Annotated in this window: 19 protein-coding genes; 7 read left to right on the top strand and 12 right to left on the bottom strand. The window is 65.7% G+C overall.

Annotated features, from left to right (window positions below):
* Positions 1-43 precede the first annotated feature (43 nt).
* A complete protein-coding gene (locus ACXZ1M_RS27550) occupies positions 44-5,071 on the bottom strand; it encodes a hybrid sensor histidine kinase/response regulator (protein ID WP_459050774.1) in 5,028 nt (1,675 codons plus the stop codon).
* A 105-nt stretch (positions 5,072-5,176) separates the two neighbouring features.
* Between ACXZ1M_RS27550 and ACXZ1M_RS27555 the strand changes: the two genes are divergently transcribed.
* Positions 5,177-6,127 carry a 2-hydroxyacid dehydrogenase gene (locus ACXZ1M_RS27555; protein ID WP_459050775.1) on the top strand — a complete coding sequence of 317 codons (951 nt, stop codon included), beginning with the start codon at positions 5,177-5,179 and terminating at the stop codon, positions 6,125-6,127.
* Between the two features lies 1 nt (position 6,128).
* Here ACXZ1M_RS27555 and ACXZ1M_RS27560 read toward each other — a convergent pair whose 3' ends face one another.
* Genes ACXZ1M_RS27560 through ACXZ1M_RS27575 form a run of 4 tightly spaced genes read right to left on the bottom strand, consistent with a single transcriptional unit; the run spans position 6,129 to position 9,100 of the window.
* Positions 6,129-6,887, bottom strand: coding sequence for a GGDEF domain-containing protein (locus ACXZ1M_RS27560; RefSeq protein WP_459054081.1), 759 nt, complete (start codon positions 6,885-6,887; stop codon positions 6,129-6,131).
* Positions 6,888-6,895: 8 nt separating this feature from the next.
* Positions 6,896-7,282: a DUF1987 domain-containing protein gene (locus tag ACXZ1M_RS27565; RefSeq protein WP_459050776.1), complete on the bottom strand. Its 387-nt coding sequence runs from the start codon at positions 7,280-7,282 to the stop codon at positions 6,896-6,898.
* Positions 7,283-7,314: 32 nt separating this feature from the next.
* Complete coding sequence (locus ACXZ1M_RS27570) at positions 7,315-7,872, bottom strand: SiaB family protein kinase (protein ID WP_459050777.1); 558 nt, start codon at positions 7,870-7,872, stop codon at positions 7,315-7,317.
* A 25-nt stretch (positions 7,873-7,897) separates the two neighbouring features.
* A complete protein-coding gene (locus ACXZ1M_RS27575; RefSeq protein WP_459050778.1) occupies positions 7,898-9,100 on the bottom strand; it encodes a SpoIIE family protein phosphatase in 1,203 nt (400 codons plus the stop codon).
* A 204-nt stretch (positions 9,101-9,304) separates the two neighbouring features.
* Between ACXZ1M_RS27575 and ACXZ1M_RS27580 the strand changes: the two genes are divergently transcribed.
* Both ACXZ1M_RS27580 and ACXZ1M_RS27585 read left to right on the top strand, forming a co-directional pair.
* A complete protein-coding gene (locus ACXZ1M_RS27580) occupies positions 9,305-10,930 on the top strand; it encodes a methyl-accepting chemotaxis protein (protein ID WP_459050779.1) in 1,626 nt (541 codons plus the stop codon).
* A gap of 41 nt (positions 10,931-10,971) precedes the next feature.
* A complete protein-coding gene (locus ACXZ1M_RS27585; RefSeq protein ID WP_459050780.1) occupies positions 10,972-11,253 on the top strand; it encodes an ABC transporter substrate-binding protein in 282 nt (93 codons plus the stop codon).
* A 7-nt stretch (positions 11,254-11,260) separates the two neighbouring features.
* Here ACXZ1M_RS27585 and ACXZ1M_RS27590 read toward each other — a convergent pair whose 3' ends face one another.
* Positions 11,261-11,773: a hypothetical protein gene (locus ACXZ1M_RS27590; RefSeq protein ID WP_459050781.1), complete on the bottom strand. Its 513-nt coding sequence runs from the start codon at positions 11,771-11,773 to the stop codon at positions 11,261-11,263.
* On the bottom strand, positions 11,770-12,054 hold the full coding sequence (locus ACXZ1M_RS27595; RefSeq protein WP_459054082.1) for a polymorphic toxin type 43 domain-containing protein: 285 nt from the start codon (positions 12,052-12,054) through the stop codon (positions 11,770-11,772). The genes ACXZ1M_RS27590 and ACXZ1M_RS27595 overlap by 4 nt, the downstream gene beginning before the upstream one ends.
* Positions 12,055-12,150: 96 nt before the next feature.
* Here ACXZ1M_RS27595 and ACXZ1M_RS27600 point away from each other — a divergent pair, with 96 nt between their 5' ends.
* From ACXZ1M_RS27600 to ACXZ1M_RS27610, 3 genes are read left to right on the top strand one after another with little or no spacing between them, the layout of a single operon-like run.
* Positions 12,151-13,614 (top strand): alkaline phosphatase, encoded by a 1,464-nt coding sequence (locus tag ACXZ1M_RS27600; RefSeq protein WP_459050782.1) that lies wholly within the window; start codon positions 12,151-12,153, stop codon positions 13,612-13,614.
* Between the two features lie 32 nt (positions 13,615-13,646).
* Complete coding sequence (locus tag ACXZ1M_RS27605) at positions 13,647-15,047, top strand: alkaline phosphatase (RefSeq protein ID WP_459050783.1); 1,401 nt, start codon at positions 13,647-13,649, stop codon at positions 15,045-15,047.
* A complete protein-coding gene (locus ACXZ1M_RS27610) occupies positions 15,047-15,706 on the top strand; it encodes a hypothetical protein (RefSeq protein WP_459050784.1) in 660 nt (219 codons plus the stop codon). Before ACXZ1M_RS27605 ends, ACXZ1M_RS27610 begins: the two co-directional genes overlap by 1 nt.
* Before the next feature lie 4 nt (positions 15,707-15,710).
* Here ACXZ1M_RS27610 and ACXZ1M_RS27615 read toward each other — a convergent pair whose 3' ends face one another.
* From ACXZ1M_RS27615 to ACXZ1M_RS27625, 3 genes are read right to left on the bottom strand one after another with little or no spacing between them, the layout of a single operon-like run.
* Positions 15,711-17,825, bottom strand: coding sequence for a TonB-dependent receptor plug domain-containing protein (locus ACXZ1M_RS27615; RefSeq protein ID WP_459050785.1), 2,115 nt, complete (start codon positions 17,823-17,825; stop codon positions 15,711-15,713).
* Positions 17,822-21,928 (bottom strand): EAL domain-containing protein, encoded by a 4,107-nt coding sequence (locus ACXZ1M_RS27620; protein ID WP_459050786.1) that lies wholly within the window; start codon positions 21,926-21,928, stop codon positions 17,822-17,824. The genes ACXZ1M_RS27615 and ACXZ1M_RS27620 overlap by 4 nt, the downstream gene beginning before the upstream one ends.
* An 11-nt stretch (positions 21,929-21,939) precedes the next feature.
* On the bottom strand, positions 21,940-23,070 hold the full coding sequence (locus ACXZ1M_RS27625) for an ABC transporter substrate-binding protein (RefSeq protein WP_459050787.1): 1,131 nt from the start codon (positions 23,068-23,070) through the stop codon (positions 21,940-21,942).
* A 178-nt stretch (positions 23,071-23,248) separates the two neighbouring features.
* Here ACXZ1M_RS27625 and ACXZ1M_RS27630 point away from each other — a divergent pair, with 178 nt between their 5' ends.
* Complete coding sequence (locus tag ACXZ1M_RS27630; RefSeq protein ID WP_459050788.1) at positions 23,249-24,631, top strand: MATE family efflux transporter; 1,383 nt, start codon at positions 23,249-23,251, stop codon at positions 24,629-24,631.
* A 13-nt stretch (positions 24,632-24,644) separates the two neighbouring features.
* On the opposite strand, the gene ACXZ1M_RS27635 is transcribed toward ACXZ1M_RS27630, so the two are convergent.
* Both ACXZ1M_RS27635 and ACXZ1M_RS27640 read right to left on the bottom strand, forming a co-directional pair.
* Positions 24,645-25,055, bottom strand: coding sequence for a type 2 periplasmic-binding domain-containing protein (locus tag ACXZ1M_RS27635; protein WP_459050789.1), 411 nt, complete (start codon positions 25,053-25,055; stop codon positions 24,645-24,647).
* Positions 25,056-25,065: 10 nt separating this feature from the next.
* Positions 25,066-26,268 (bottom strand): hypothetical protein, encoded by a 1,203-nt coding sequence (locus ACXZ1M_RS27640; RefSeq protein WP_459050790.1) that lies wholly within the window; start codon positions 26,266-26,268, stop codon positions 25,066-25,068.
* Between the last annotated feature and the right edge of the window lie 62 nt (positions 26,269-26,330).

Raw genomic sequence — 26,330 nt, forward strand, 5'->3', positions numbered from 1 at the left:
AAAAGCCCGGCCCCGCCTGGGCCCGGGCATGGCCGGCAAAGCGCTAGGAAGCCGAGGCGGTCTCGCTGGCGCCCGCCGTTTTCTCCACCCGCGCGCTGGCCATGACGACTTCGAAGGATTGCGCGAATGCCGCCAATAACTCCGGCAGCGCGGCCGGCTCCTCTCTGAGCCGCAGCTCCAGCGCCGTCGACGTTTCAAAAAGTTCGTTTGCTGAAAGATTACCCGCCGCACCGCGGATTTTGTGCACCAGATCCGCCGCATGTAACACTTCGCCCGAATGGATTGCATCTTGAATCTGTTGCAAAGTGGACGCAAAATCGTCGGCGAACATCCGCAGCAACTGCGCCAGCAGCGCCTCATGCCCACCCAGCCGTTCCATGGCCGCCCGCACGTCGATGCCGGGGCGCGGCGCGGCGGCGGCAGTGGGCCGGTAGGGCGCCGGCGGCGGGGCGGGCGCCGCCGCCGCCGCCCGGCTCTGGTCCGGCGTGACCCAGGTCGCCAGCACCGTGTACAAGGTATCCGGATCGATAGGCTTGGTGACGTAGTCGTTCATGTCCATCGCCAGGCAGCGCTCGCGGTAGCCGGCCACCGCATGCGCGGTCATGGCGATGATGGGCAGCGCCGCATGGCGCTGGTCGGCGCGGATCAGGGCCGTGGCCTGGTAACCGTCCATGTCGGGCATCTGGATATCCATCAGCACCGCGTCGTAGTGGCCGTCGCCGACCAGGCGCGCAGCCTCCTCGCCGCTGCCCGCCACGTCGGCGCGCACGCCGGCGCGCTGCAGGATCTCGCTGGCGACCTGCTGGTTGATGGCATTGTCGTCCACCACCAGCACGCGGGCGCCACGGATGCGCTGCACCGCCACCGAAGGCGGGGCGCTCATGACCACGCCCTGCTGGCCGGACTCCAGCCCCAGCGCCGACAGGATGGCGTGGCGCAGCAGCTGCGGATTGGCCGGCTTGTCGAGGAAGGGCATGTTGCGGACGTGCTCCATGGTCTGCTTGTCGTGTTCACGCGCATAGGCGGTCACCATCAGCACCGCCGGCACCGACGCCAGCTCGGCATCTTCGGCGATGCGGTGCAGGGTGTCGATGCCGTCCAGGTCCGGCATGTCGGCGTCGATCAGCAACAGGTCGTAGGCATCGAGCTGCATGGCCGCCACCGCCGTGGCGCCGGACGCCACCGCGCGCGCCTGCAGGCCCAGCCCGGCGAGCTGCGTGCGCAGCATGTGGCGCGTGGCCTCGCAATCGTCGACCACCAGGATGCGCTTGCCCTGCGCGGCCGCCGGCACCGGCTGCAGCTGCGGGGTCTGGTCGTGCGCGGCCTGCAGGTGCACGGTGAAACTGAAGCTGCTGCCGACCCCCGGTTCGCTGTCGACCGTGATATCGCCGCCCATCTTCTGCACCAGTTGCTGGGAAATGGCCAGCCCCAGCCCGGTGCCGCCGTACAGGCGCGTGGTGCTGGCGTCGGCTTGCGCAAAGGCCTGGAACAGGCGTGCCTGCTGCTCCTTGCTGATGCCCAGTCCACTGTCCTCGACGGTGAAACGCAACACCAGCGGCCCGCCCGGCGTGAACCCGGGCGTGGCGGCGTCGATCTCCACCCGCACTTCGATATGGCCGCTGGCGGTGAACTTGAGCGCGTTGCCGACCAGGTTCACCAGGATCTGCCCCAGTCGCAGCGGATCACCGAGCAGATTGGAGGGCACCTCGGGCGCCGTCCAGATCACCAGTTCCAGCCCGCGTTCGGCGGCGCGCCAGGCAAACAGGTCGGAGATCTGGTTCAGCGTATCGGGCAGGTCGAACGGCAAGGCCTCCAGTTCCAGCTTGCCCGATTCGATCTTGGAGAAGTCCAGCACGTCGTTGATGATCTGCAGCAGGCTTTGCCCGGCGCGGCTGATCTTGCGGAAGTAGTCGAGCGGCTGTGCCGGCAGGTCCAGGTGCGTGCCCAGTCCCGCGAAGCCGAGGATGGCGTTCATCGGCGTGCGGATCTCGTGGCTGATATTGGCCAGGAAGTCGCTCTTGGCGCGGGTTGCCGCCTCGGCGTTGGTGCGCGCCTGCTCGATCATGCGCAGCGAGCGTGCCTTGTGATAGGCCGAAATGAACGGCTCCTTGAGCGCCTTGAGCAGCTCCAGGTCGGCGGACTCGAAGCTGGCCTGGTACTGGTAGTTCTCGAAGATCAGGTAGCCCTCGACCTGGCCGTCGATCACCACCCGCACCGACAGCAGGGCGCAGACGTCGCCCGGCAGCGAATGCGGATGGTGCACCTCGAAGATGTCGGGCGCGATCATGCCGGTCGCCGGCGCGTAGCGTGCCTCCGCCTGGCGCAGGTCGATGCGGTAGGCGTCGGCGGCGGCGTCGATGCGGCCCCAGGCCGCGCGCAGGCTCAGGATTTCGCTGCCGTTCTCGCGCACCAGCGCCAACGCCGAGTCGATGCCCCGGATGATGGTCGATTCGTGCAGGATGGTGTGCAGCAGGGCGTCGAAATCGGTTTGCTCGTTGATCGATTTGACGATGGCGTTGAGTTTTTCCAGATGCTGGGTGCGCGAATACACCAGCGCCTGCAGCGCCTCGCCCTGGCGGCGCATGCGGCGCAGGCGCCAGCGCAGCAGCGCCCAGGCCAGCGCGCAGGCGATCAGGAAATAGCCCAGTCGCGCCCACCAGCTCTGGTGCCAGGCCGGCAGCACTTCGACGCGCAGCGTCAGCTCGTCCGCATTCCATAGCCCCTCGCGGTTGCTGCCGCGCATGCGCAGCAGATAGGAGCCCGGCGGCAGGTAGCTGTAGGAGACGATGCGGCGGCTGGCGTCGACCTCCAGCCAGCGCTGGTCGAAACCTTCCAGCAGGTAGGCGTAGCGGTTGCGCTGCGGCGCCGAGAAGTCCAGCGCCGCCAGTTCCACTTCAAAGCTTTGCTGGCCGGGGTTGAGCACCAGCGTCGCTCCTTCGGCTGCGCTCAGCTCGGACGGCGTCAGCGCCTGCTGGTCGCGCCGCACCGCGCTGATGGCCAGCGGCGCGCGGTAGGTCCAGTCGTTCAGGCGGCCCGGATACACCACCGTCATGCCGCCGGTGGCGCCGAATACCAGATCGTGTTCGGCGGTGACGGTGGCGGCGCCGATGAAAAAGGTGCGGAACGCCAGGCCGTCGGCGCGGGTCAGGGCGCGTGCGCGCAGGTTGCCGGGATCGATCACGGCGATGCTGTCCGAGGTGGCGGCCCAGACGCGGCCTGCGGCGTCCAGCTGCAGCGCCATGATGGCGTCGCTCGACAGTCCCGCCGCAGTGCCGACCTGCTGGAACTGTGGCTGGCCCAGCGCGTCGCGCCCCGTCATCACGCACAGGCCGCTGCCCAAGGTGCCGACCCAGAGCCGGCCGCGCCGGTCGATCACCAGGGAGCTGATGAACGCGTCCGACAAGGTGTCGGCCTTGCCCGGATCGGCCCTGATCTGTTCCACCTTGCCGCTCTCGGGGTCGAGCCGGTTCAAACCGTTGCGGGTGGCGACCCACAACGCGCCATCGGCGTCGCCGACCACGGCGTGAATGCGGTTGTCGGTCAGGCCGCCGCTTTCCTGCGTGCCCTGGACATAGGCACGCAGCGCGCCGGTGGCCGGGTCGTAGCGCAGCAGGCCATCGAAGGTGCCCAGCCACAGTTCGCCCTTGCGGACCAGGATGGTGCCGATGCGCGGATGCACATTCCCTTGCGGCAGCGGCACGCGCTGGACGGCCGTGCCATGACGGTTGCTGCGGTACAGGCCGAGTTGCGTGCCGATCCAGGCCTCGCCGGCGTCGGCTTCGGCCAGCGACAACACCATCCGGTTGGGCAAGGCCGTCTCCGGACGCTCGGGATCGGGCCGCAAGGCCGCGCGCCGCGCGCCGTCATGCGGCACGATGTCGATGCCCTGGTCGGCCAGGCCGATCCAGACTTGGCCGCGGCTGTCGGTCATCAGCGCCGAGACGCCGGCCTCCAGCATGCCCTGGGCGCCGAACACGGAGTCGATGGCCTCGTTGTGCGGGTCGTAGAGGTCGACCCCGCGCTCGGTGGCCACCCACATCATGCCGCTGCGATCGCGCAGCAGGGCGGCGGTGCGGTTGGCACTGAGGCTGGACGACACCGCCGGCTGATGCAGGATGCGTGCGCTGCGGTTGCTGTCGGCGCGGTATTCGATCACGCCGCCGCCGTAGGTGCTGGCCCACCAGGTGCCGGGCACGGTCTCGGACACCGCCAGCACCATATTGGCCTGCGCGTCCTTGACCTCTTTGAACGCGATCAGGCGGCCATGGTCGGCCTGCGGGTCGACGACGCCGAAGCCGCTTTTGAGCGTGCCGAAGGCGATCTGCCCCCGGCTGTTTTCGCCGAGGCTCAACACCGTATCGCTCCACGCGCCGTGGCCGTCGCCGCGCACCGGCACGCCGACGATGGTGCCGCCCGTGCGCAGGCGCGACAAGCCGCTGGCCGTGCCTATCCACAGCGTGCCGGCGCGGTCCATCAGCAGGGCGCGGATCTGGTTGTCCGGCAGGCCGGGCGTGTCTTCGTGGCTGTAGCGGCGAAGCGTCTTGTGGACGGTGTCGTAGTATTTGAGACCGGAGGGCGTGCCGATCCAGAGATTGCCCTTGGCGTCGCTGGCGACGGCGCTGACCAGGCCCCGGCTCAACTCATCGTTGAGGCGGACGAAGTGTTCCGTATGTTTGTCGTACATGGCGATGCCGGCGGCGGCCGTGCCCACCCACAGGCGGCCGGCCACGTCCACGTGCAGCGCCTGGACAAAGTCGCCGGGCAGGCTGGTGGATTCGGCGCTATGGCGGAAGCTGCGCATGCGGTAGCCGTCCCAGCGCGCCAGGCCGCTCTGCGTGCCCACCCAGACGTAGCCATCGCCGTCCTGCGCCAGGGCCATCCCGACCAGGTGCGGCAGACCTTGATCCAGGCCCACATGGTCGAACAGGGGAGTCGCCAGCTGGTCCCAGCGTTCCGGCGCGGCGACGGCCTTACCGCCGGCGGCGGCGCACAGGCAGGCCAGCGCCCACGCGGCGGCGCGCAGCCAGCGCTGGGCGGCGGCAATGGGCGGCAGGGATGCGTGATCGTTCAAATCCGGGAGCGCTCCTCTCTGGGGTGATTCAAGCATACGTAAATGCCGACTGAAAGTCCACAGCGCTAGTACAATCGCCCCAGGCAAACAAGAGTAGGTACACCTATGAAACCTGAAGTCCTGGTCATTGCGGCCAGTCCCTCCGCCAGCGTGATGGCCCAGCTGGAACAGCATTTTCATTGTCACCACCTGTGGCAGCAGGCGCCGGCGCAGCAGTCGGACTGGCTGCGCAGCGTGGCCGGCGGCGTGCGCGCCGTGCTCACCACCGGTAACCTCGGTATCGGCGCGGCGCTGCTGGCGCAGCTGCCCGCCGTGGAAATCGTCGCGGTGAACGGCATTGGCACCGACGCCGTGGACCTGACGGCCACGCGCGCGCGCGGCATCGCGGTCACCAATACGCCGGGCGTGCTCACCGACGACGTGGCCGACCTGGCCCTGACCCTGTTGCTGGCGGCCGCGCGCCGCCTGCCGGCGCTGGACTTCTACGTGCGCACCGGCGCCTGGGAAGCGGGCAAGCCGGTGGCGCCGGCGCGTGCGCTGCGCGACAAGGTGTGCGGCATTTTCGGTTTCGGCCGCATCGGCCAGGCGATTGCGCTGAGGGCGCAGGCGTTCGGCATGCAAGTGCGCTACTTCCAGCCGCGCGCCATCGAGGGGGTCAGCGTGCCGCGCGCCGCCTCGCTGCTGGCGCTGGCGGAAGAAAGCGATTATCTGGTGCTGAGCGCCCCAGGCAGCGCCGCCACGCGCCATGCGGTCGACGCGGCGGTGCTGGCGGCGCTCGGTCCGCAGGGCACGCTGGTGAATATCGCGCGCGGCGCGCTGGTGGACGAAGTTGCGTTGATCGATGCCTTACGCGCCCGCACGCTGGGCATGGCCGCGCTGGACGTCTTCGCCGACGAACCACGCGTGCCGGCCGCCTTGCGGGAACTGGATAACGTAGTGCTGACGCCGCACGTCGGCAGCCTGACGGTGGAAACGCGCCACGCCATGGGCCAGCTGGTGGTGGACAACCTGCTCGCCCACTTCAGCGGCCAGCCGCTACTGACGCCAGTTGCTTGATTTAATGGCAGGGAGTTGAGGCGTCTTCGGGCGCTGGCGGGGTGACCGGTAGCGGCAGTTGTGAATGCGCTTTCACGCAGTTGCGGCCGGCGCGCTTGGCCGCGTACAGCGCTTCGTCGGCGCGCGCGTAGGCCAGTTCGAAACTGGTGCCTTGCGCATTCCAGCTGACGCCCACGCTGGCCGTGATCTGGCGGTTGATCGGCGCACCGAAGACCTGGTCGGCGATGGCGTCGCAGATGCGCAGCGCCACGGCCTTGGCTTCCTCCTGCGAGGAGGTCGGCCAGACCACCGAGAATTCCTCGCCGCCGACGCGGCCGATCGCCACGCCGGGACCGAGCAGCGCCTGCAGGCAGGCCACCACGGTAATGATGACGGCGTCGCCGGCTGGATGGCCGAAATCGTCGTTGACCCATTTGAAGTGGTCGATATCGAGCACGATCAGCGCCATGTCGCCTTGCTGCAGGCAGGCCGTGGCCTGATCGATCACCGCCGCCCGGTTCAAGGCGCCGCTCAGCGGATCGTGGGTGGCGCGGTATTCCAGCTGCTGCGCCAGTTCGTGCAGCTGGCGGTTCATCTGGTTCATGTCCAGCTCCGCGCGGTCGCTGCGGCGGATCAGGCGGCGGCTCTCGCGCATCAGGCGCTCGTAGTGGACGATCAGCTCGGCCAGTGCCGAGCGGGCGTCGGCCTGGGGGTCTTCATGCGCGGCCCTGGCGTTGGCCAGCGCGGCGCTTTCCAGCGCAAACAGGTCGGCGTCGGCCATGGGTTTCATCAGTTGCTCACAGCGTGGTCGTGGAAGTCGAGGGCGCCGAAGTCGTCCTGCAGCTCCTGGCCGAATTCGAGGATGGTGTCGTCGTCCTCGTCGTGATACCAGTTCAGGCGCACCTGGTTGCCGGCCACTGCGGCGTTGTTCAGCGCCTCGAAAAAGGTGAACAGCATCTTGGTGCTGGAGCTGTTGAAGTAGGCCAGCGAAACGTTGACGGTAATCGCCGTCTCGACGCAGTCATCGAGCCAGGCCTGCACGCGCGCGATCACCGGGCCGTAGAAGGCGGCGGCGTTCTCGGGATAGGATTCGCCCTTGATCGACAGTGTGTGCTGGTCGAAGCGGAAGTCGATTTCCGGCGAGGTGGGCGAGGCGGCGATAAAGAGTGGTTCCATGGGTGTTCTCGGTATTGTTCTGGGTGCTGGGTTCAGATAATCGCTTTGATGCAGAAGACGGTGGTCTCGGGCTCGTATTCGTCGGCGACGAATTCGAACTCCAGCGGCTCGCTGGCGTCGCGCGCCATGGTCAGGAAGCCCAGGCCCGCGCCCTTGCTGTCGGCCGGCGTTTCCTCGCGCAGGGCCTTCTTGTAGGCCGACTTGATCTCTTCCATCGACATGGTGTGCAGCGGCTCCAGGCGGCTGCGGATGCGCTCCACGTTGGCGCTGTCGACCGGATTGGCGCACAGCAGGAAGAAGCTGTCGCCCTTCATGCCGATGCAGAAGGAGCCGCGCCGCATCTGGTTATCACTGTGCTCATGCGGCGTCAGCGTGTCGGACGAGTAGTGCATGATGTTCTGCGACATTTCGACGAACGACGAGAAAATGCGGCGCCGCGTCGGCCCGGCCGCGCCGGCGGTGTCCAGGCGGGCCTTGATGGTTTCCGAAATGGCCGCCACCACGTGCTGCGAGAAATAGCCCACGTAGAAAAAGATGATGTGGCGCTTGCGGGCCACTTCGTAAAAATCGCTGAATTCTTTGTACAACAAATCGTGCTCCTCGAGGCGCCGTCGGTTAAGGGCGCAGGCAGAAAAAGGTCAGGTCATCGCGGCGCGGCTGTTCGCCCTGCCATGCCTGGTAGTCGTCCAGCATGGCCTGCGAGACGTGGCGCGCGCACTGGGTGCGCTGGGCCAGCAGTACATCGCGCATGCGGCGCTTGCCGTAGGCGATGTCCTTGGCGCCGCCGATCTGGTCGATCAGGCCATCGGTGGTGAGGAACAGCAGGCTGCCCTCGGGAATGTCGATGATCTTGTTGGTCCACTGGTAGTCCAGCGGCGAGTCGATATAGCCGACGCCCATGCGTTCGCCGTCCACCGTTTGCACGGCCTGCTGTTCCGGGTCCAGCTGGAACAGCGACAGCTTGGCGCCGGCGAAGTGCAGGCGGCGCGCGGCGTTGTCGAACCAGAGGAAGGCGGCATCCATGCCGTCGTTCGATTCGGCCGATCCGTGGCCTTCGACCTGTCCCAGCATGCCTTTGACGCCGCGATTGACTTCCGCGATCAGGCGCGCCGGGTCGCGCGGCCCCAGTTGCTGCAGGGCCTGCGCCAGCGTCGACGAGGAAATCAGGGTCATGAACGCGCCCGGCACGCCGTGGCCGGTGCAATCGGCGATGGCGGCGAACCAGCCGTCTTCGTATCGGGCGAAGTGATAGAAGTCGCCGCCGACCACGTCGCGCGGCTGCCATTCGAGGTGGGCGTCGTCCAGCGCGTCGGACAGCGCCAGGTTGGAAGGGCGCAGCAGCGAGCGCTGGATCACGCTGGCGTAGTCGATGCTGTGCATGATCTGGCGGTTCTTCTCGGCCTGCATATTGGCCACCACGTTCATCAGCTGCAGGCCGAAGCCGACGCCGGCCAGGGTGCCGTCGCGCGTGACGATAAAGCCGTCGGCCAGCGCCTTCTCGCCCGATTCGACCGCGCGGAAGGTCAGCGCTTCGATGCTCATGGCGGCATCGACGATCAGCGGCTCCTTGTCCATGAAGGCGATGCAGCTCTTTTTGCCGTACAGCTCATGGTAAAAGGGCTTGGACATCTGCGACATGAAGATGTTGCGGCTGATCAGGCCTATCGGGCGACCGCCTTCAATCACCGGAAGGCTCATCAGGTCGCGGCGCTCGGTGAACAACTCGAGCACGGCGAAATTGCTGCTGTCGGACAGCACCGAGATCGTCTCCACGCACAGGTCGGCGGCGACGGAGAGGCGAAAGCGGGGCAGGTGCAAACGAGAGGCATTGAACTCCACGGCCGGAAACCTTTTATCAATACTGAACCTAAGATGCTACCGGGAAATTATTACCGCCTGATTACATCTTGATTGAAAGAAAACAGTGTTGACGTAATTGCCTTGCGGTAATAACGTCGTCACATTTGGCGTGTACATTGGTGAGTATTCGCGCTGCCAGCGCACTTTGACTATTGAATGCTTATGAAACTTCCTCAATTGAATACCGGTATGCGGGTGATGGCGTCGTTCGCGGTGCTGCTGTTGGTGATGGCCTGCATGTCGGGCGTGTCGCTGTGGCGGCTGCAGGCGGCCAACGACATGGCGTCCAGCCTGGTGAACGAAAAACTGGCGCGCCAGCAGCTGACCTCCGAGCTGCTGGGCGTGACCGAATTGAACGCTTTGCGGGCGATGTCGATCGGCCGCAGCGACAGCCTGGAGGTGTCGGACATTTTCCAGGCCCAGCTGAACGCGGGCGAGAAAACGGCGGCCGAGCTGGAACGCCGATTGGCGGCGATGCCGGTGGAAGCCGGCGAGGCGGCGCTGATGCCGGCCGTGGCGCAAAAGAAGGCCGCCTTCCTGGCCATGCGCGCCGACCTGTTCAAGTTCAAGGACAGCGGCCGGATCCAGGAAGTGAGCGAGCTGCTCGACAACCAATGGCCGGGCGTCTACAAGGCCTATGCCGGCGCGCTGGAAAAGCTGCTGGCGTACCAGGCGCAGCAGGCCAAGGCGCTGGCCGCGCATTCGGCCAGCCAGTTCGAGGCTAGCCGCGCGCTGTTGGTCGGCCTGGGCATGGCGACGCTGGCGCTGGGCGCCGCGCTGGCGCTGCTGCTCACGCGCAGCATCGTGCGCCCGCTGACGCAGGCGGTGGAACTGGCCGAGCAGGTGGCCGGCGGCGAACTCCACGTGGCCATCGCGCATGGCCGCAGCGATGAAATCGGCCAACTGTTCGACGCGCTGTCCCACATGACCTGCCGCCTGGCCGACACCGTGGGCCGCGTGCGCGATGGCGCGGTCGCCATCGATTCCGCCTCGCGCGAAATCGCGAGCGGCAATATGGACCTGTCGCGCCGCACCGAGCACCAGGCCGGCGCGCTGGAAGAAACGGCGTCGGCGATGGACGAACTGACGGCGGCCGTCAAGCAAAACAGCGGCAACGCGCGCCAGGCCAACCAGCTGGCGATGTCGGCGTCCGAGGTGGCGGGCAAGGGTGGGGCGGTGGTGACGGAGGTGGTCCAGACCATGGCCAGCATCAACGACTACGCGCGCAAGATCGTCGACATCACCAGTGTGATCGACGGTATCGCCTTCCAGACCAATATCCTGGCGCTGAACGCGGCGGTGGAAGCGGCACGCGCCGGCGAGCAGGGACGCGGCTTCGCGGTGGTGGCGGGCGAGGTGCGCAACCTGGCGCAACGCTCGGCTGAAGCGGCCAAGGAAATCAAGAAGCTGATCAACGATTCGGCCGAACGCGTGGCCAGCGGCAGCGCGCTGGCGGAGGCGGCGGGCGCCACGATGGGCGACATCGTCGCCAGCGTGCAGAAGGTCACCACCATCATCGGCGCCATCAGCGCGGCCAGCGCGGAGCAGGAGCACGGCATCGAGCAGGTCAACGCGGCCATCAGCGAGATGGACGACGTCACCCAGCAGAACGCCGCGCTGGTGGAGGAAGCCGCAGCAGCCGCCGCCGCGATGCAGGCGCAGGCCCGCGAGCTGTCGCAACTGGTCGGCGCCTTCAAGACCGACGCGCGCAGCGCCATCGTCCAACACCTGCCGCAGCGGCCGTCCTTGCCGCCACCGCAAGCGGCAATGCTGCGCCAGGCGGCATAAGCACAGCAGCGCGGCGAAATATCGATAGCGACAAACCTTGGTTGTCGAGGCTGGGCGGGTCGGCTAAGCTGCGCGCCTGTTCCTATCGAAAGCAACCAAGCGCCAGCTTTTTTGTCTTCTCCGCTTTGTTAGCCTACTGTTCATTCTCGGTTCCGGCGTCGCGCTCGTGGAAGGTATCGCCGGACTGTCGTGTCTACACTTTTGTTTTGCGGCGCGACCTGACCTTCAGCGATGGAGCGCGCTTCGATGCGGAAGCGGTGCGCGTCAATTTTAAGCGCATCAAGAAGCTTGGCACGCAGAACGGCGCCTGGCTCGACCAATAAGTTCACTTTAGCGCTCGCAGGCGGTATCGATGCGGCGCTCGTCGTTTGGAATCGCGGGCTCTGAGCTGCGCAACATTCGTCTCGCGCGGTGTCTTAGATTTTGTGACATAGCCTTGTCCGCCACCATATGCCCCAACTCATCATAGAAGAGAGGAAGTAGATGAGGTTGATGGTTCAACCAGTTCAATGCCAACTGCGGCCAATAGTCGGAGACGCTACTATGGAAGACGTGTTTCAGCAGCAGCGTCGAAGGAAATTTCCGAATGCTGTGAGCGTATTCTGGTTGAGATTGACATGCCTCGGACAAGTGCTGAGCGAATTCAGAAGGATTCAGCTCGAGCAGAATCATCATGAGCACGAATTTTTCTTCGGCATCGAAGGTAATAAGCTCCTCGAATCGAAGTTGTGTGCACCAGCCATTGTTTTTGTGTACACCAATTAACTGCTCATCACGGATGAATAGCCAGCAGTGGGGTGGCTGAAGATAGGGCGGGATTGGTATCACTTTCTCCGCTTTCATTTCTGCCTCCAGTAGTGGTGTATCACAAGCAATCCTGTACGTACCGATAGCCACAATCGGAACTTATCTCGGATCGCTGGCGTCCAGCGATAGCCAAAATGCCCGCTTTGCTCGCGGGTGAGGATGTCCCCGCGCGCTCCCCTCGACAGCGTTCCGCCGACGACAACGGCGCCTCGGTCAACGCCAATTGCTGCGGCTAGCTGCTCGTGCTTCGATCCCTGCAACTGGGCGTGAGGTTTAATAACGCCAATTGCAAACCTGTTTTTCTCAGGGCAGTACACAAATTCTACGCCTTTCAATCTCGGGAAGTAGTCGTCATCGGCCCGTCATAAACGTTTGTTATCTTGCTAGCCTTTATAACAAGCCGGATTGACGATATGAACCGCAAGTCTATTTTCATCGCTGGATTGAGCGCGGCCTTGCTGGCTGCTTGCAGCGGCAGCGACAATGCTCCCACCGAGACCACGCCGCCAGTCACGCCGCCGGTCGCCGCCGCGCCGAAGAACGTCATCTTCTTCCTCGGCGACGGCATGGGCCTGACCACCATGACCGCCGCGCGCATCTACGCCGTCGGCGAAGACGGTGAGTTGACCATGGACACGCTGCCGGAAACGGCCTTCGTCAAAACCTTCTCCAACGACGCCCAGGTCACCGACAGCGCACCGTCGATGGCCGCCTACATGACCGGCGTGAAGATGAATAACGAAGTCATCTCGATGTCGCAAAACACCGTGGCCGTCGATCCAATCAACGACAGCGCCGGCAATAAACTGGGCAACAACTGCGGCACCAGCAACGGCACCCCGGCCGTGACCTTGCTGGAATTGGCCAAGGCCGCCGGCCTGTCGGCCGGCGTGGTGAGCACTGCACGCGTCACCCACGCCACGCCCGCCGCCACCTACTCGCACATCTGCCACCGCGACCTGGAAAACGACATCGCCGCAGCAGCCGTACCGGGCGGCGCCGGCTACAACAGCGCGCTGGGCGCCACCGGCCTCGATGTGCTGATGGGCGGCGGCAGCCAGTTCTTCAAACCGGTCAAGGACGGCGGCAAGCGTGCCGATGGCCGCGACCTGATCGCCGAACTGAAAGCCAAGAGCTACGCCTACGCCAGCAATAGCACCGAGTTCAATGCCATCGACGGCACCAAGACCGACAAGCTGCTTGGCCTGTTCACCTCCAGCCACATGAGCTATGACCTGGACCGCGACGCCACCAAGGAACCAAGCCTGGCCGAGATGACCACCAAAGCCATGGACGTCCTGGCCAAGAACACCAAGGGCTACTTCCTGATGGTGGAAGGCGGCCGCATCGACCACGCGCTGCACGAAACCACCGCCAAGAAAGCGCTGCAGGACACCGTCGCCTTCGACAACGCCATCAAGGCCGCCATCGCCAAGGCCAAGTTGACCGATCCAACCCTGGCCAACACCCTGATCGTGGTCACCGCCGACCATGACCACACCCTGGTGCTGAACGGCTACGCCAAGCGCACCGGCAAGACCACCGCCGCCAATGCCGGCGTGCTGGGCGTGGTGAAGAACTACGTCACCGGCGCGGTGGACAAGGATCTGGACGGCGCACCGTACTCCATCATCGGCTTCGGCAACGGCGAGAACCGCGTGCAGGCCAGCCGCGCCAGCCAGGCCTCGCTGGACGACACCGTCACCGGCGGTAATACCTACCATCAGGAAGCGGTGGTGCGCGTTGGCGTGGGCAGCGAAACCCACGGCGGCACCGACGTCTTCCTGGGCGCCGTCGGCAAGGGCGCCGACACCTTCACCGGCACCATCGACAACACCAAGGTGTTCAACCTGGTGAAAAGCGCAGCAGGCCTGTAAGCACCGCACACTTCAAGAACGGAACTTTGCACATGAAACGTACACTCTTAGCCGCCGCGCTGACGCTGTCCTTCGCCCAAGCCGCCCACGCGGCGGGCGAAGCCAAGAACATCATCTTCTTCCTCGGCGACGGCATGGGCCCGTCCACCGTCACGGCCGCGCGTATCTACAAATACGGCGAAGCGGGCAGCCTGACCATGGACACGATAGAACGCACCGCCCGCATCAAGACCTATTCGAACGACGCGCAAACCACCGACAGCGCACCGTCGATGGCCGCCTACATGACCGGCGTGAAGATGAACAATGAAGTCATCTCCATGTCGGCCGACACCGTCGCCACCAGTCCGGGCAAGGACGCCAACGGCAACCTGGGCGTGAACAACTGCGCCGCCACCGGCAACGGCAGCGCCGCCGTGTCCATCCTGGAACTGGCCAAGGGCAAGGGCAAGGCCGTCGGCGCCATCACCACCACCGAACTGACGCACGCCACGCCGGCCACCACCTTCTCGCACATCTGCAACCGCAACGCGCAGTACCACATCGCGGCGCAAGTGGCGCCGGGCGGCGTTGGCTACAATGCGGCGCTGGGCGACGGCGTCGATGTGCTGATGGGCGGCGGACGCAATCACTTCACGCCGTTCGACGCCGTCAACAACAAGACCGGCCGCGCCGATGGCCGCAACCTGCTGACCGAAATGGCGGCCAAGGGTTACGTCGTGGCCTCGACCAAGGCCGAAATGAACGCGGCTGCCGCCGGCAAGAAGTTCATCGGCCTGTATAGCAGCAAGAGCCACCTGGAATATGAACTGGACCGCAGCGCCACTCCGCCGGTGGGCGAAGGCGCCACGCAACCAAGCCTGGCCGAGATGACCGTCAAGGCCATGGATCTGCTGTCCGCCAACACCAACGGCTACTTCCTGATGGTGGAGGGCGGCCGCATCGACCACGCGCTGCACGCCACCAACGCCAAGCGCGCGCTGGCCGACACTATCGCCTTCGACGACGCCATCAAGGCCGCGCTGGACAAGGCCAAGCTGACCGACCCGACCCTGGCCAACACCCTGATCGTGATCACCGCCGACCACGATCACACGCTGGCGTTCAACGGCTACGGCAAGAAGGGCAATCCCATCCTCGACATCAATCGCGGCTACAAGGACAACCAGCCGAGCAAGGACGCCGACGGCAATACCTACACCACGCTGGTATTCGGCAATGGCCCGAACCGCCCGAACACCCGCGTGAGCCTGGACAGCGCCACCGTCCTGGCCGATAACTACCTGCAGGAGACCGGCGTGCGTCTGGCCAGCGAAACCCACGGCGGCGGCGACGTCAAGCTGTTCGCCACCGGCGCCGGCGCCAAGGGCTTCAAGGGCACGTTGGACAACACCAAGGTGTTCAGCCTCCTGAAATCGGCCTTCGGTCTCTGATGAAGCGCTTGTTCCTGTTGACGGCCGCGCTGTGCGCGGCCGGTTCCGCCGCATCTGCGGATGCCGACCTTGATGTCAAGATCGCTTACTACAGCAAGGTCGTGACGGCGGAGGGCGTGACGCGTGAAGCGCGCTACGAAGAGACGATGCTGCGCCGCGCCGGCCATGTGTGGAGTGCGCGCCTGCTGCCGGCGCACGCCGAGGAGCACACGCCGGGCGCGCACAAGCACTTCAATCATGTGGTGCTGCCGCGTCACGTGGTGCTGGATAATAACCAGCCGCGCGTGGAGTTCGTGGACGGCCATGCCAGGGAGGTGGTCGCGGTGCCGCGCTCGGAGTACGACAACATCGGCTTCGACGGTTCCTGGGACCACGCCTACTATCTGCTCGACAGCAAGCGCCTGAAGGCGATGCCGCTGTCGTCACGCGCCTCCACCGTGCCCGGCGCGCGCTGGCGCGAGCGTGAGGACAAGGGCGTGTTCGAACGCGTGCTGTGGGACGACCGCAAGCAGATCCCATTGGTGGTGGAAAGCGGCGACAAGGCCGCCACCTTCTTCAACCGCATGGAGCTGACGGTGCAGCCGACGCTGACGCGCGAGCTGCCGTGGCAAAAGCTGAAAGGCTACGCCCAGAAAGAGTATTCGGACTTCCTGGACTAAACCCTTACATCTTGTACGAAGCCTGGACCGAGAAGGCGCGCGGCGCCATCGGCAAATCGTTCGGCAAGGTCAGGCCCGGCGCGGGGCTGGGCTCGCGCACGTCGGTATCGAAGACGTTGCGCAGCGCGGCGGCGAAGTTCCACTGGTTGCGGCCATTGCGCGTGGACAGCGTCAGGTCCAGCGTGGTGTAGTCGTGCAGCGGCTTGCGCAGGTCGCCGAAGGCGCGCTTGCGGTCCGCCACCCAGTTGACCTGGGCGCTGGACTGATAGCCGCTGGCAAATGCCCACTCGGTGCGGCCGTACACGTGGTGGCGCGGCGCGTAGCCCGCGTCGGTCTTGGCGGTCTGGTCGGTGGAGCGCTGCCAGGCGTAGTTGCCGGACAGGCGCACTTCGCGCGAAATCGTCCAGTTGGATTCCAGCTCGATGCCATGCCCGTTCTGGTTGCCGGTATTGGCGTATGTGCCGCCGGTGCCGGCGATGGCGTTCGGCACCACGCGGATCATGTCCTTCATGTTGTAACGATAGAAGGTCAGGTTGACGGTGGCGTCGGTGCGCGCCTGCCATGCCAACGCCAACTCGGTGGTGGCATTCCGCTCCGGTCTCAGATTCGGATTCCCCAACGCCACCGGATTGGTGATGCCGTAGCTTTCGTTGAACGCCGGTGCGCGGAAGGCGCGGCCGTACAGCAGCTTTGCGGTCAGGTCGAAGCTGGCGTCCCATACCAGCGCCATGCGCGGATTGGTGGTGCCGCCGAAGTCCGAGTACTGGTCATGCCGCACGCCGGCGGTCAGGTTCCAGTCGGCGGCGAAATTCCATTCATCCTGCAGGTAGATGTAGTCGATCTTGCGGCGTTGCGGGCGGATGAACGGCGTGGTGTTGGTGGTGTCCACCACCGCCGGCAGCGGGATCGGCGTGCCGTTGGGGGCGTAATTGAAGTTGCGGATTTCGCGCACGCGGTACATATCGATATCGTCATGGCCCACGCCTACCCTCAGGTGGTGGCTGGAGACGCCGCTGTAATCGGCATAGGCAGCCAAGCGGTAAATGCGCTCCCACTCCTCGGGCGCGCCGATCATTCCATTCGGGAAAGCGCCGGTCGGGAACACCAAGCCGGGAGGCAGCAGCCGGTATGGCGTGGGCATCTCCTGCGATGACTGCTGGCTACTCAGACTGGCGCCCAGTCCCAGGTTGCGCGTCACTTGCGATTCGGTCCAACTCAGGTTGGAGGTAATGCGTTCGCCTTGCTGGCGGCCGACCGGATCGAGCGCCGAGGCGATGCCGGCGCCGGTGCCCATGTCGTAGCGGCGCTTGTAGCCGAAGCGCGCGCGCCACTGGCCGTAGATCAGGTCCAGGTTGGCGTCGATCATTTTGAGCTGGTTATTCAACTCGCCTGGCGCCAGCGAAGCGTGGGTGCCGAACAGCGTGTCGTTACGGCTCTGCGCATCGGCTTCGATGGTGGGATGGTAGCCGTCGGTGGAGCCGGCGCGGAAGTAGGCCGCCACCTCCACCGGACCCAGTTTGCCGCCGTGCTGCACCCAGCCGTCGTAGCTGCCGAACGAGCCGACGCGGCCGCCGACCTCGGTGCCCGCGGCTTCATTGGCGCCCTTGGTGATGATGTTGATCACGCCGGAGAACGCGTCCGAGCCATACAAGGCCGAACCGGGGCCGCGAATGATCTCGATACGGGCGATATGCTCCAGCGGATAGCCGCCCCAGATATTGCCCTTGTTGCCGATGTAGGCAGTGGTGATCGGCACGCCGTTCTGCAGCATCAGGATCTGCGGCGTGTAGGCGCTGACGATGCCGCGCACCACGTACAGCGGCGAGTTGCTGTTCGGCGTGCGGTTGACGTGGATGCCGGCCACGCTTTCCAGCACCTGATCGAGGTCGGTCGCGCCCATGGCGGCGATGTCGGACGCCGTGATGACCGACGCCACCGCCGGCGCGCGGCGCAATGCCTGCAGGTTGCCGGTGGCGATGCTGACGCTGTCGCCGGCGCCGTACACCAGCGCCAGTTCGTCGTCGTCCGCGACCGGGCTCGCGTGGGCCGTGCTGATCGCCATCAGCGGCAGGGTGAGTGCCGCGGTGGCGTACAGCCTTTGGGCGCTCGACTTGTTCAAGGTGCTGTCTCCGTATTGAGTTTTTTGATGGCGCGTCTTGCCAGCTCTTCGAATTGTTCCGCCGGCACGGCCGGGCTCAGATGGTAGCCCTGCATCATGTCGCACGAACGGCGGGCCAGGAAGGCCATCTGCGCATCGGTCTCCACGCCTTCGGCCACCACGTGCAAGCGCAGGCTGTGGGCCAGTGCGATGATGGCGCTGACGATGGCGGCGTCGTCGGAATCCTGCGGCAGGTCCTGCACGAAGGAGCGGTCGATCTTGATGATGTCGACCGGGAAGCGCTTCAGGTAGGACAGCGAGGAATAGCCGGTGCCGAAATCGTCGATCGACAGGCGCACGCCCAGCTCGCGCAGGCGGTGCAGCGCGGCCAGCGTGTCCTGGGCGTTTTCCATCAGCGTACTCTCGGTGATCTCCAGCTCCAGCAGGTGTGGCGGCAGGCCGGTGTCGGCCAGCACCGCTTCCACCGAGGCGGCGAAGTCTTTTTGCAGCAGCTGGCGCACCGACAGGTTGACCGCCACGCGCATCTCCGGCAGGCCGTTGCGGATGAACTGCTGCAGCTGCGCACAGGCGGTGCGCAGCACCCAATCGCCCAGCTGGTTGATGATGCCGGTTTCCTCGGCCAGCGGAATGAAGTCGGCCGGCGGGATCATGCCGCGCACCGGATGGCGCCAGCGCACCAGCGCCTCCATGCCGACGATGCGGCCGCTGGCCAGGCAGGCCTGCGGCTGGTAAAACACTTCCAGCTGGTGCCGTTGTTCCATGGCCCGCCGCAGGTCGCTCTCCAGCCGCACGTGCTCGGAGATGGAATGCTCCATCGACGACTCATAGAACTGGAAGCCGGTGTTGGTGCGCTTGGCGCGGTACATGGCGCTATCGGCGTGCTTGACCAGCGTGGCGACGTCGCCGCCGTCGTGCGGGAACATGGCGATGCCGACGCTGGCGGTGACGAAGATCTCGTGGCCGTCGATCGGGAACGGCGCGGCCAGCGCGCGCACGATGTTGTGGGCGGCGGTGGCCGCCGCCGCCGGGCTGTCGAGTTCATTCAGGACGACGGTGAATTCGTCGCCGCCCAGGCGTGCCACGGTGTCGTCGGCGCGCACGGTCTGGCGCACGCGCTGGGCCACGCCTTGCAGCAGGCGGTCGCCGACGTCGTGCCCGAGGTTGTCGTTGACGTATTTGAAGCGGTCCAGGTCCATGAACAGCACGGCCACCTGCTGGCCGGCGGCGCGCGCGCGGTCGATGCTCTTGCCCAGCAGTTCAAAGAACAGGGTGCGGTTGGGCAGGTTGGTCAGCACGTCGTTGTAGGCCAGGTGGCGGATGCGCTTCTCGGCGCGGTTGGCTTCAATGATGCGGCGTACCCGCTGCGACAGCACGGCGTAGTGGATAGGCTTGGGAATGTAGTCGCTGGCGCCGGCGGCGAAGGCGCGCTCCACCGAGGAGTTGTCCTGCAGCGCCGTGATCATCAGCACCGGGATGTCGGCGCCGTTCGGCAGTTCCTGCATGCGGGCGCAGGCCGTGAAGCCGTCCATCACCGGCATCATGGCGTCCATCAGGATCACGTCGGGTTGGAAGCGGGTCAGCATCGCCAGCGCCTGCTGGCCGTCCGAGGCTTCCTCGACGCGGAAGCCGTCGCGTTGCAGCGTGTGGCGCAGGGTGCTGCGGGTGCTGCGGTCGTCGTCCACCACCAGCACTTGCGGCGTGTCTTCGCTCAGGTGCAGGGCGTCCGGATCGGCGTAGTTCAGTTCCGCGCGCAGGAAGGCGGCCACCGCCTGGTACTGTTCGTTGAGCGGCAGTAGCAGCGGCAGGATGCGTTCCGGCTGGCCTGCGGACGCAAACTGCTCCGCTTCCAGCGCCAGCTGCGCCAAGGCCTTGGCGCCGAAGTTGCCGGACGAGCCTTTCAGCGAGTGGGCGTGGATGCGGGCGGCGTCGGTGTCGCCGCTGCGTACCGCTTGCGCCAGTTCGTCCAGGCATACCGGGGCGTCTTCCAAGTACGGCGTGACCGCGTGCGGCAGCGAGTCGCCCAGCACGTCGCGCAGTTTGTCGAATACCTCCAGGTCGACCGGCGCCTGGCCGGCGGCGCGCAGCGCGTGGATGCGCGGGACGCTGGCCGGGGCTGCGGCCGCAGCCTCCATGGCGCCGGCCGCCGTTGCGGACGCACCGCCCAGCGGCAGCCATTTTTCGAGCTTGTGGCGCAGTTCGACCAGGGTGATCGGCTTGGCCAGGTAATCGTCCATGCCGGCGGCCAGGCATTTTTCGGCATCGCCGCTTTGCGTGTTGGCGGTCATCGCCACCAGCGGCGTGCGGCGGCCCAGCGCCTGTTCGGCCAGGCGGATGTGGGCGGTGGCTTCGTAGCCGTCCATTTCAGGCATGCTGCAATCCATCAGGATCAGGTCGAAGCGATCGCGCTGGGCGGCGCGCACGGCTTCCACGCCGTCGGCGGCGAATTCGCACACGCAGCCGTTCATGGCCAGCATGCCGGCGGCGACCATCTGGTTGGTGCGGTTGTCTTCCGCGATCAGCACCCGGAACTGGCGCGGCGGCAGCGCCCGTGGTGGCCCGTGCGGAACCGTGGCCGCCAGCACTTGCGCCTCTATCTGCGCCTGCGCTTGCAATTGCGGCGCCGCGCGGCTCGGGATGGAGAAGCTGAACGTGGTGCCGCTGCCGGCCACGCTGCGCACGCCGATCTCGCCGCCCAGCAGCTCCACCAGCTGCTTGCAGATCGCCAGGCCAAGGCCGGTGCCGCCGTAACGGCGCGTGGCGCTCGGGTCGGGCTGCATATAGGCCTCGAACAGGCGGTGCTGCACGTCGTCGCTCATGCCGATGCCGGTGTCGCGCACTTCGAAAGCCAGCATCAATGGTTCGGCGGCGGCCAGGGACACACAGATGGTCACTTCGCCGCGCTCGGTGAACTTGACGGCGTTGCCGGTCAGGTTGATGAGGATCTGGCGCAGGCGCAGGGAATCGCCGATCACGCGGTCCGGCGCATCGGCGGCCACGATCCAGCTGACGCCCACGCCTTTTTGCTGGGCCGGACGACCCAGCAGTTCCACCACTTCGGCCAGCAGCGCGGCCAGGCTGAATTCCGCCTCTTCCAGCGTCAGCTTGCCCGCTTCCATCTTGGAGAAGTCGAGGATATTGTTGATCAGCGCGATCAAGGTGCGCGAAGAATTCCATGCCACGTCGACGAATTCCTGCTGGCGCGGCGTGAGGCGGGTTTCCTTCAGCATGTCCAGCATGCCGACCACGCCGTTGAGCGGCGTGCGCACCTCGTGGCTGACGGTGGCCGCGAACTGCGCCTTCATTTGCGCCATGTTGACGGCGGCGTCGCGCGAGCCTTTGAGCTCTTCCTCGCGCTGCTCCAGCACATTCATCATCTGGTTGAAAGCCTGGCCCATTTCGATCAGGTCGCGCGGGCCGGCCGGCGTGGCGCGCATGCCCGATTCGCCGGCTTCGGCGCGGCGCATCAGGCGGGAGAGGGCGTTGAGGGGATTGAGCATGTGGCGCGTGAGCAGGCGCGCCACCACCAGCAGCAGCACCGCGAACGACAGGGTCAGGCCCAGGTTCCCCAGCAGCAGCGACCATGTCAGCTTGTTCAGCGTGGCCTTGGACAGCTGCACGTGGACATAGCCCAGCAGTTGTTGCTGGCTGTCCTGCAGTTCGAACGGCGAAGCCTCGGCCTGGCCGCCGTAGACCGGCGCCACAAACACCCAGCCGTCGGCGTTTTCGCCGGCCATGGCCGCATGGGCCGGCGGCGCGGCGCCGAAGATGGCGGCGTCCAGGCTGGCGCCGCCCTGGGCGCGCGACAGCAGCACCTTGCGGCGCGCATCCATGATCTGCAGGCCCGCCACATCCGGAAAGGCCAGCGTGGCGTTGACCACGTCGCGGGCGTTTTCGGCAGAGTGGAACAGCAGCGCCAGCGTGCTTTGGCGCGCCAGGTTGTCGGCGATGCGCTGGCCCTGGTCGATGAAGTGGTCGCGCATGCGCGAGTTGGCGGCCCAGGCGTTCATCAGGGCCGAGAACACGGCCAGTCCAAGAATCGCGGCCGAGACGATGAGGGTGAGCTGGCGTTGGAAACCGGTGCGGCGCAGGAAGTTGCGTATCATTCTGAGTGCGCTCACGGTTGGGGGTAGACGAAATCAAAGCTGCGCTGCTGCAGCGCGCCCAGATTCAGGCCGATGTGGCTGGCCGTTCGCAGATTGATCGCGGTTTGCAGTTCACGCAGCGGCACCAGCGGACGGCGGCGCACTTCGCCGGCGATCACGCCCATGGCCGATGCGGCCAGGGTGCGGCCCAGCTCCACGTTGTCCGGCACCATGGCGAACAGCGCGCCTTTTTTCACGTGCAGGACGTTGCTGGAAAAGAGCGGCAGGTTGCTGTTCCATGACTCGCGCAGCACCAGCGGCAGGATGGTGCTTTCCTCCACGGTGGTGCTGTCGTGCGGCAGCCAGATGGCGTCGTGGCGGTTGTCGGCGCTGGTAATCAGCTGGCTATACAGCTTGGCGGCGCTGGCCAGGTCGCCCGCCACGTGGGCCGACAGTTCGATGTTCTGCGCCTTGGCCGCTTCGCGCGCGAGGCGGATCAGCCAATCCGATTTCTGCGGGTTGTACACCACCACGATGCGGCGCAGCTCCGGCAGCAGCACGCGCAGGCGCGAGAACAGCAGGGCCGGATCGGGCGTCATGCTGATGCCCATCACGTTTTCCGATTCCGACAGCAGCAGCACGCCGCCGGCCAGCACCGAGATTTCGCGGTCGAAGCCCGCCGTGGCGTTCAGCCCCTGGCGGCCGAGCGCGATGACGACCTTGGTGCCGCTGCGCTTGAGGGTGTTATTCAGTTCGGCGGTATCGACCTTCGGATCGACCGGGTAGGCGCGCACCTTGAGTTTGATGCGGTCTTCTATGCCCTGGATCATGGCCAGGAAGGCGGAGCGGAACGGCTCCTCCACATTCGGGTACACCACGGCGATGCTGCCCTTGTTGAGCGAGGCTTGCAGCTCGGGGCGGCGGAACTGGTCTTCCAGCTGGGCGAGGGTGACGGGAAGCACGTCCGGCCGCAGCGGCGGCTGGATGGTGACCACTTCCAGCGGCTCGATCAGCATGCCGGTATCGGCGGCAGCGTTGGCGGCGGAGGCCACCGCAGTACTCGATTGCAGAATGGATCCACTCGCTTGCGCAGCACCGCCGGAGATCAGCAGTGACGAGACAATCAATACGGCGGCAAGCAGGGCGGTTTTAAAATTTTTCATCAGGCTATCGTTACTGCACCTGCGGCGAACAGCGCAGTGAAGATGCTTTCATAGTATAAGTCGAGTCTTTGCCAAAACGGAAAGAAAATCAAACAGTTGGCGTTGTTGGCTGACGACAATGAAAGCGCTTCCACATGTTATAAAATGGGCGCTTTGGCAACACTCTATCTTAAATTTCATGCCCGCCTCCAAAACGCCGATCAAGACGCCACCCATGTTCAACCTTGCGTGGCCCCTGCTGGTGGAGCTGGGACTGGCGATCGCCTCCAGCGTGGTGGGCACGGCGCTGGCCGCGCGCATCTCGGACGAGGCGGGCGGCGCGTTCGCCATCGCCAGCCAGGTATCGGCCGCGTTGTTCATTTTGTTCCGCATCATCGGCGCCGGTGTCAGCGTGGTGGTCACGCAGAACCTGGGCGGCGGCCAGCGCGAGGCGGCCAACAAGGTGGCCTGCGCGGTGGTCGGCGCCAGCACCTGGCTGGGCGCCATCACCGGCCTGATTGCGATGGTGGGCGCGAACGGCCTGCTGCACCTGCTGAATACCCCGGCCGAAGTGTTCCCGCTGGCCGCGCCATTCCTGGTGGCGCTGGGACCGGCCATGCTGTTCGACGCCTGGAACGCCTCCATGGCCGGCGTGATGCGCGCCCACCTGCGCACGCGCGACACGCTGGTGGTGCTGATCATCATGCACGTCAGCCATCTGCTGCTGGCGCTGCCCATGATGTACGGCTGGGGGCCGCTGCCGGCCATGGGCCTGCCCGGCTACGCCGTGGCGCTGGCCATCAGCCGCATGATCGGCCTGGCGCTGCACCTGCTGATGTGGCGCGTGCATCTGCACATCACTGTGGCGCGCGACGACTGGTGGCGCCTGCCACGCCGCGAACTGGCGGCGGTGCTGCATATCGGCCTGCCGGGAGCGGCGGAGAACATCGCCTGGCGCCTGGCCTTCATGGTCAGCGTGGCGACGGCGGCGGACCTGGGCGCCAGGGCGCTGGCCACCCAGGCCTATGTGCTGCAGTTGATGGGCGGCGTGATGATGTTCAGTATCGCCACCGGGCTGGCGGTGGAAATCGTGGTCGGCTACCTGATCGGCGCCGGCCGGCTGCGCGAGGCGCACAAGGTGGTAAAGCGCTCGCTGGCGCGCGGGCTGGTGGTGTGTGTGCTGATCGCCGGCGCGGCGGCGTTGTCCGGGCCATGGTTGCTCGGCTGGTTCACGCAGGATCGCGAAATCATCGCGGCCGGCGCCACGCTGCTGTGGATTACAGTGATACTGGAGCCGGGCCGCACCTTTAACCTGGTGGTGATCAACGCCTTGCGCGCGGCCGGCGATGCGCGCTTTCCGGTGATGGCGGGGGCATTTTCGATGCTGTTCGTGCTGGCCGGCGGCAGCTGGCTGCTCGGCGTGGTGCTGGGCTGGGGCCTGCCCGGCGTGTGGATCGCCTACGCCGCCGATGAATGGATACGTGGTCTCATCATGTGGCGGCGCTGGCAAACCCACGCCTGGGTGCCGCATGCGCGGACGTCGCGCAAGCGGCTGCGGCCCGCCATCGTGATCGAAGGCTAGGCCGCGTCCAGGCTTACTGCACGGTGAGGATGACCTTCACGCTGTCGTCCACCGCCGACTTCTCGATATAGCCGATGGCGCTGGTGTCGGCCGCCACGGCCTTCTTCACCTCCGCGCTGGAGCCATACTCCTTGGGCGCGGTAGCCTTGCCGGTGAATACCAGCTTGGACCAGATGGCCTTCACCTGGGTGCTGTCCTTGTCCAGCACCTTCTTGTAAAACTCGTTGCGCAGCGGGCCGTCGACATGTTCGACGGGCGTGAACAGCGTAGATTTACCGAGGAAGAATTGGGCCGCCTGTTCGCTGAACATGCGCGTGGCCGGGTTTTTCGGATTGACGATGACCACCAGTTCCGCCGCGAAGACAGGGGCTGCGGCCAGCCATACGCCCGCTGCCAGCAGCAGCTTGCCGATCGTGTTATGCATGGCATTCTCCTTAGAAGACGAAATCGATGCCTGCGGCATAAACGTTGACCGTGCTGCCGGCAAAGCCAGGCTTGGCGTTCACGAAGTAGCCGTTGCCTTCGCGCGTCTTGATGCGGTCCATCTGGATCTTGAACGCGGCCGACTTGTAGAAGTCCCAGCGCATGCCGATCGCCGTGGTCGATTGCAGGCCGCCCTTGATGGCGCCGTTGATGGCGGCGCCCAGCGGCGCCAGCGGGCCGGTGGTCGGCAGGGTCGAGAAGCTGCGGCGGCTGTCCTGCTTGACGTCGCCGTGCATGACGTAGGGGACGAACTTGCCGTAGCGGTAGCCGGCCATCACGTACCAGGAGCTGGTGTCCTGCACCAGCCGCGTATCGGTCTTGCGCTTGGCGTATTCGGCCTGGCCGACGATGTTGTTGTAGTCCATGCTGATGCCGGCCGAATTGAAGGTGCCCTTGATGTCGGTCAGCGGCAACTCGGCCAGGATGCTGGTCAGGCCGACGTTGCGCACCGTCGTCACCAGGCCATTCAGGCTGGCGTTTTCATACAGCCCGAAGGTGGCGCGCGAGTGGCCGAGGCGGTAGGTGAACGGGCCGTTCTCCAGCACCACCTGGGTCGAGATCACGGGCTTGAATTCGATGTAGTAATTGCCGGGCGCGCGCACCTTGCTGCGGCCCACGGCCGCCTGCGCGGTCAGGGTGCTGTCGCCGAAACTGTGCTGGTAGATGATGTCGGCGCCGTCGGCGTTGTCGGCGGTGACCTGGCGATACACCTCGTTGGGCGGACGCAGCATGATGTTGGCGTAGCCGACGTTGCGCACGTCGGAGATCATGTACACCGGCAGGCCGATACGGCCCAGGCGCAGCGAGAATTCGTCGTTCAGCTTGATCTTGGCGAAGGCCCAGGCCAGCTCGGCGCCGAACTGGTCGTTGTTGCCGTTCTTGCGCACCAGGCCCTGGATGGTGAACGAGATGTTGTCGCTGTACTTGGCGGTGGCCTGCAGGCCGAGGTTGGAGTCGACGCCGGGGCGGGCGTCCTTGCCGACGCCGGCCGCCTGGTTGGTGCGGTTAAATTCAGCCTGGTCGGAATTGGTCATGGTCAGGGCGCCGGTGCCGAAGCCGCTGACGGTGATGGCCATGCCATCCTGCGCATGGGAGTTGAGGGTGAGGGTACTGAGAATCGCGAGGGTGATAACGGCGAGCGAGGGTTGTTTCATCGTGTCTCCCATCCATGTTTATCGTGTGGTCCTGCTTTTTTAGTATGGATGGTTTGACGGGA

This window comes from Duganella paludis (assembly GCF_054461335.1).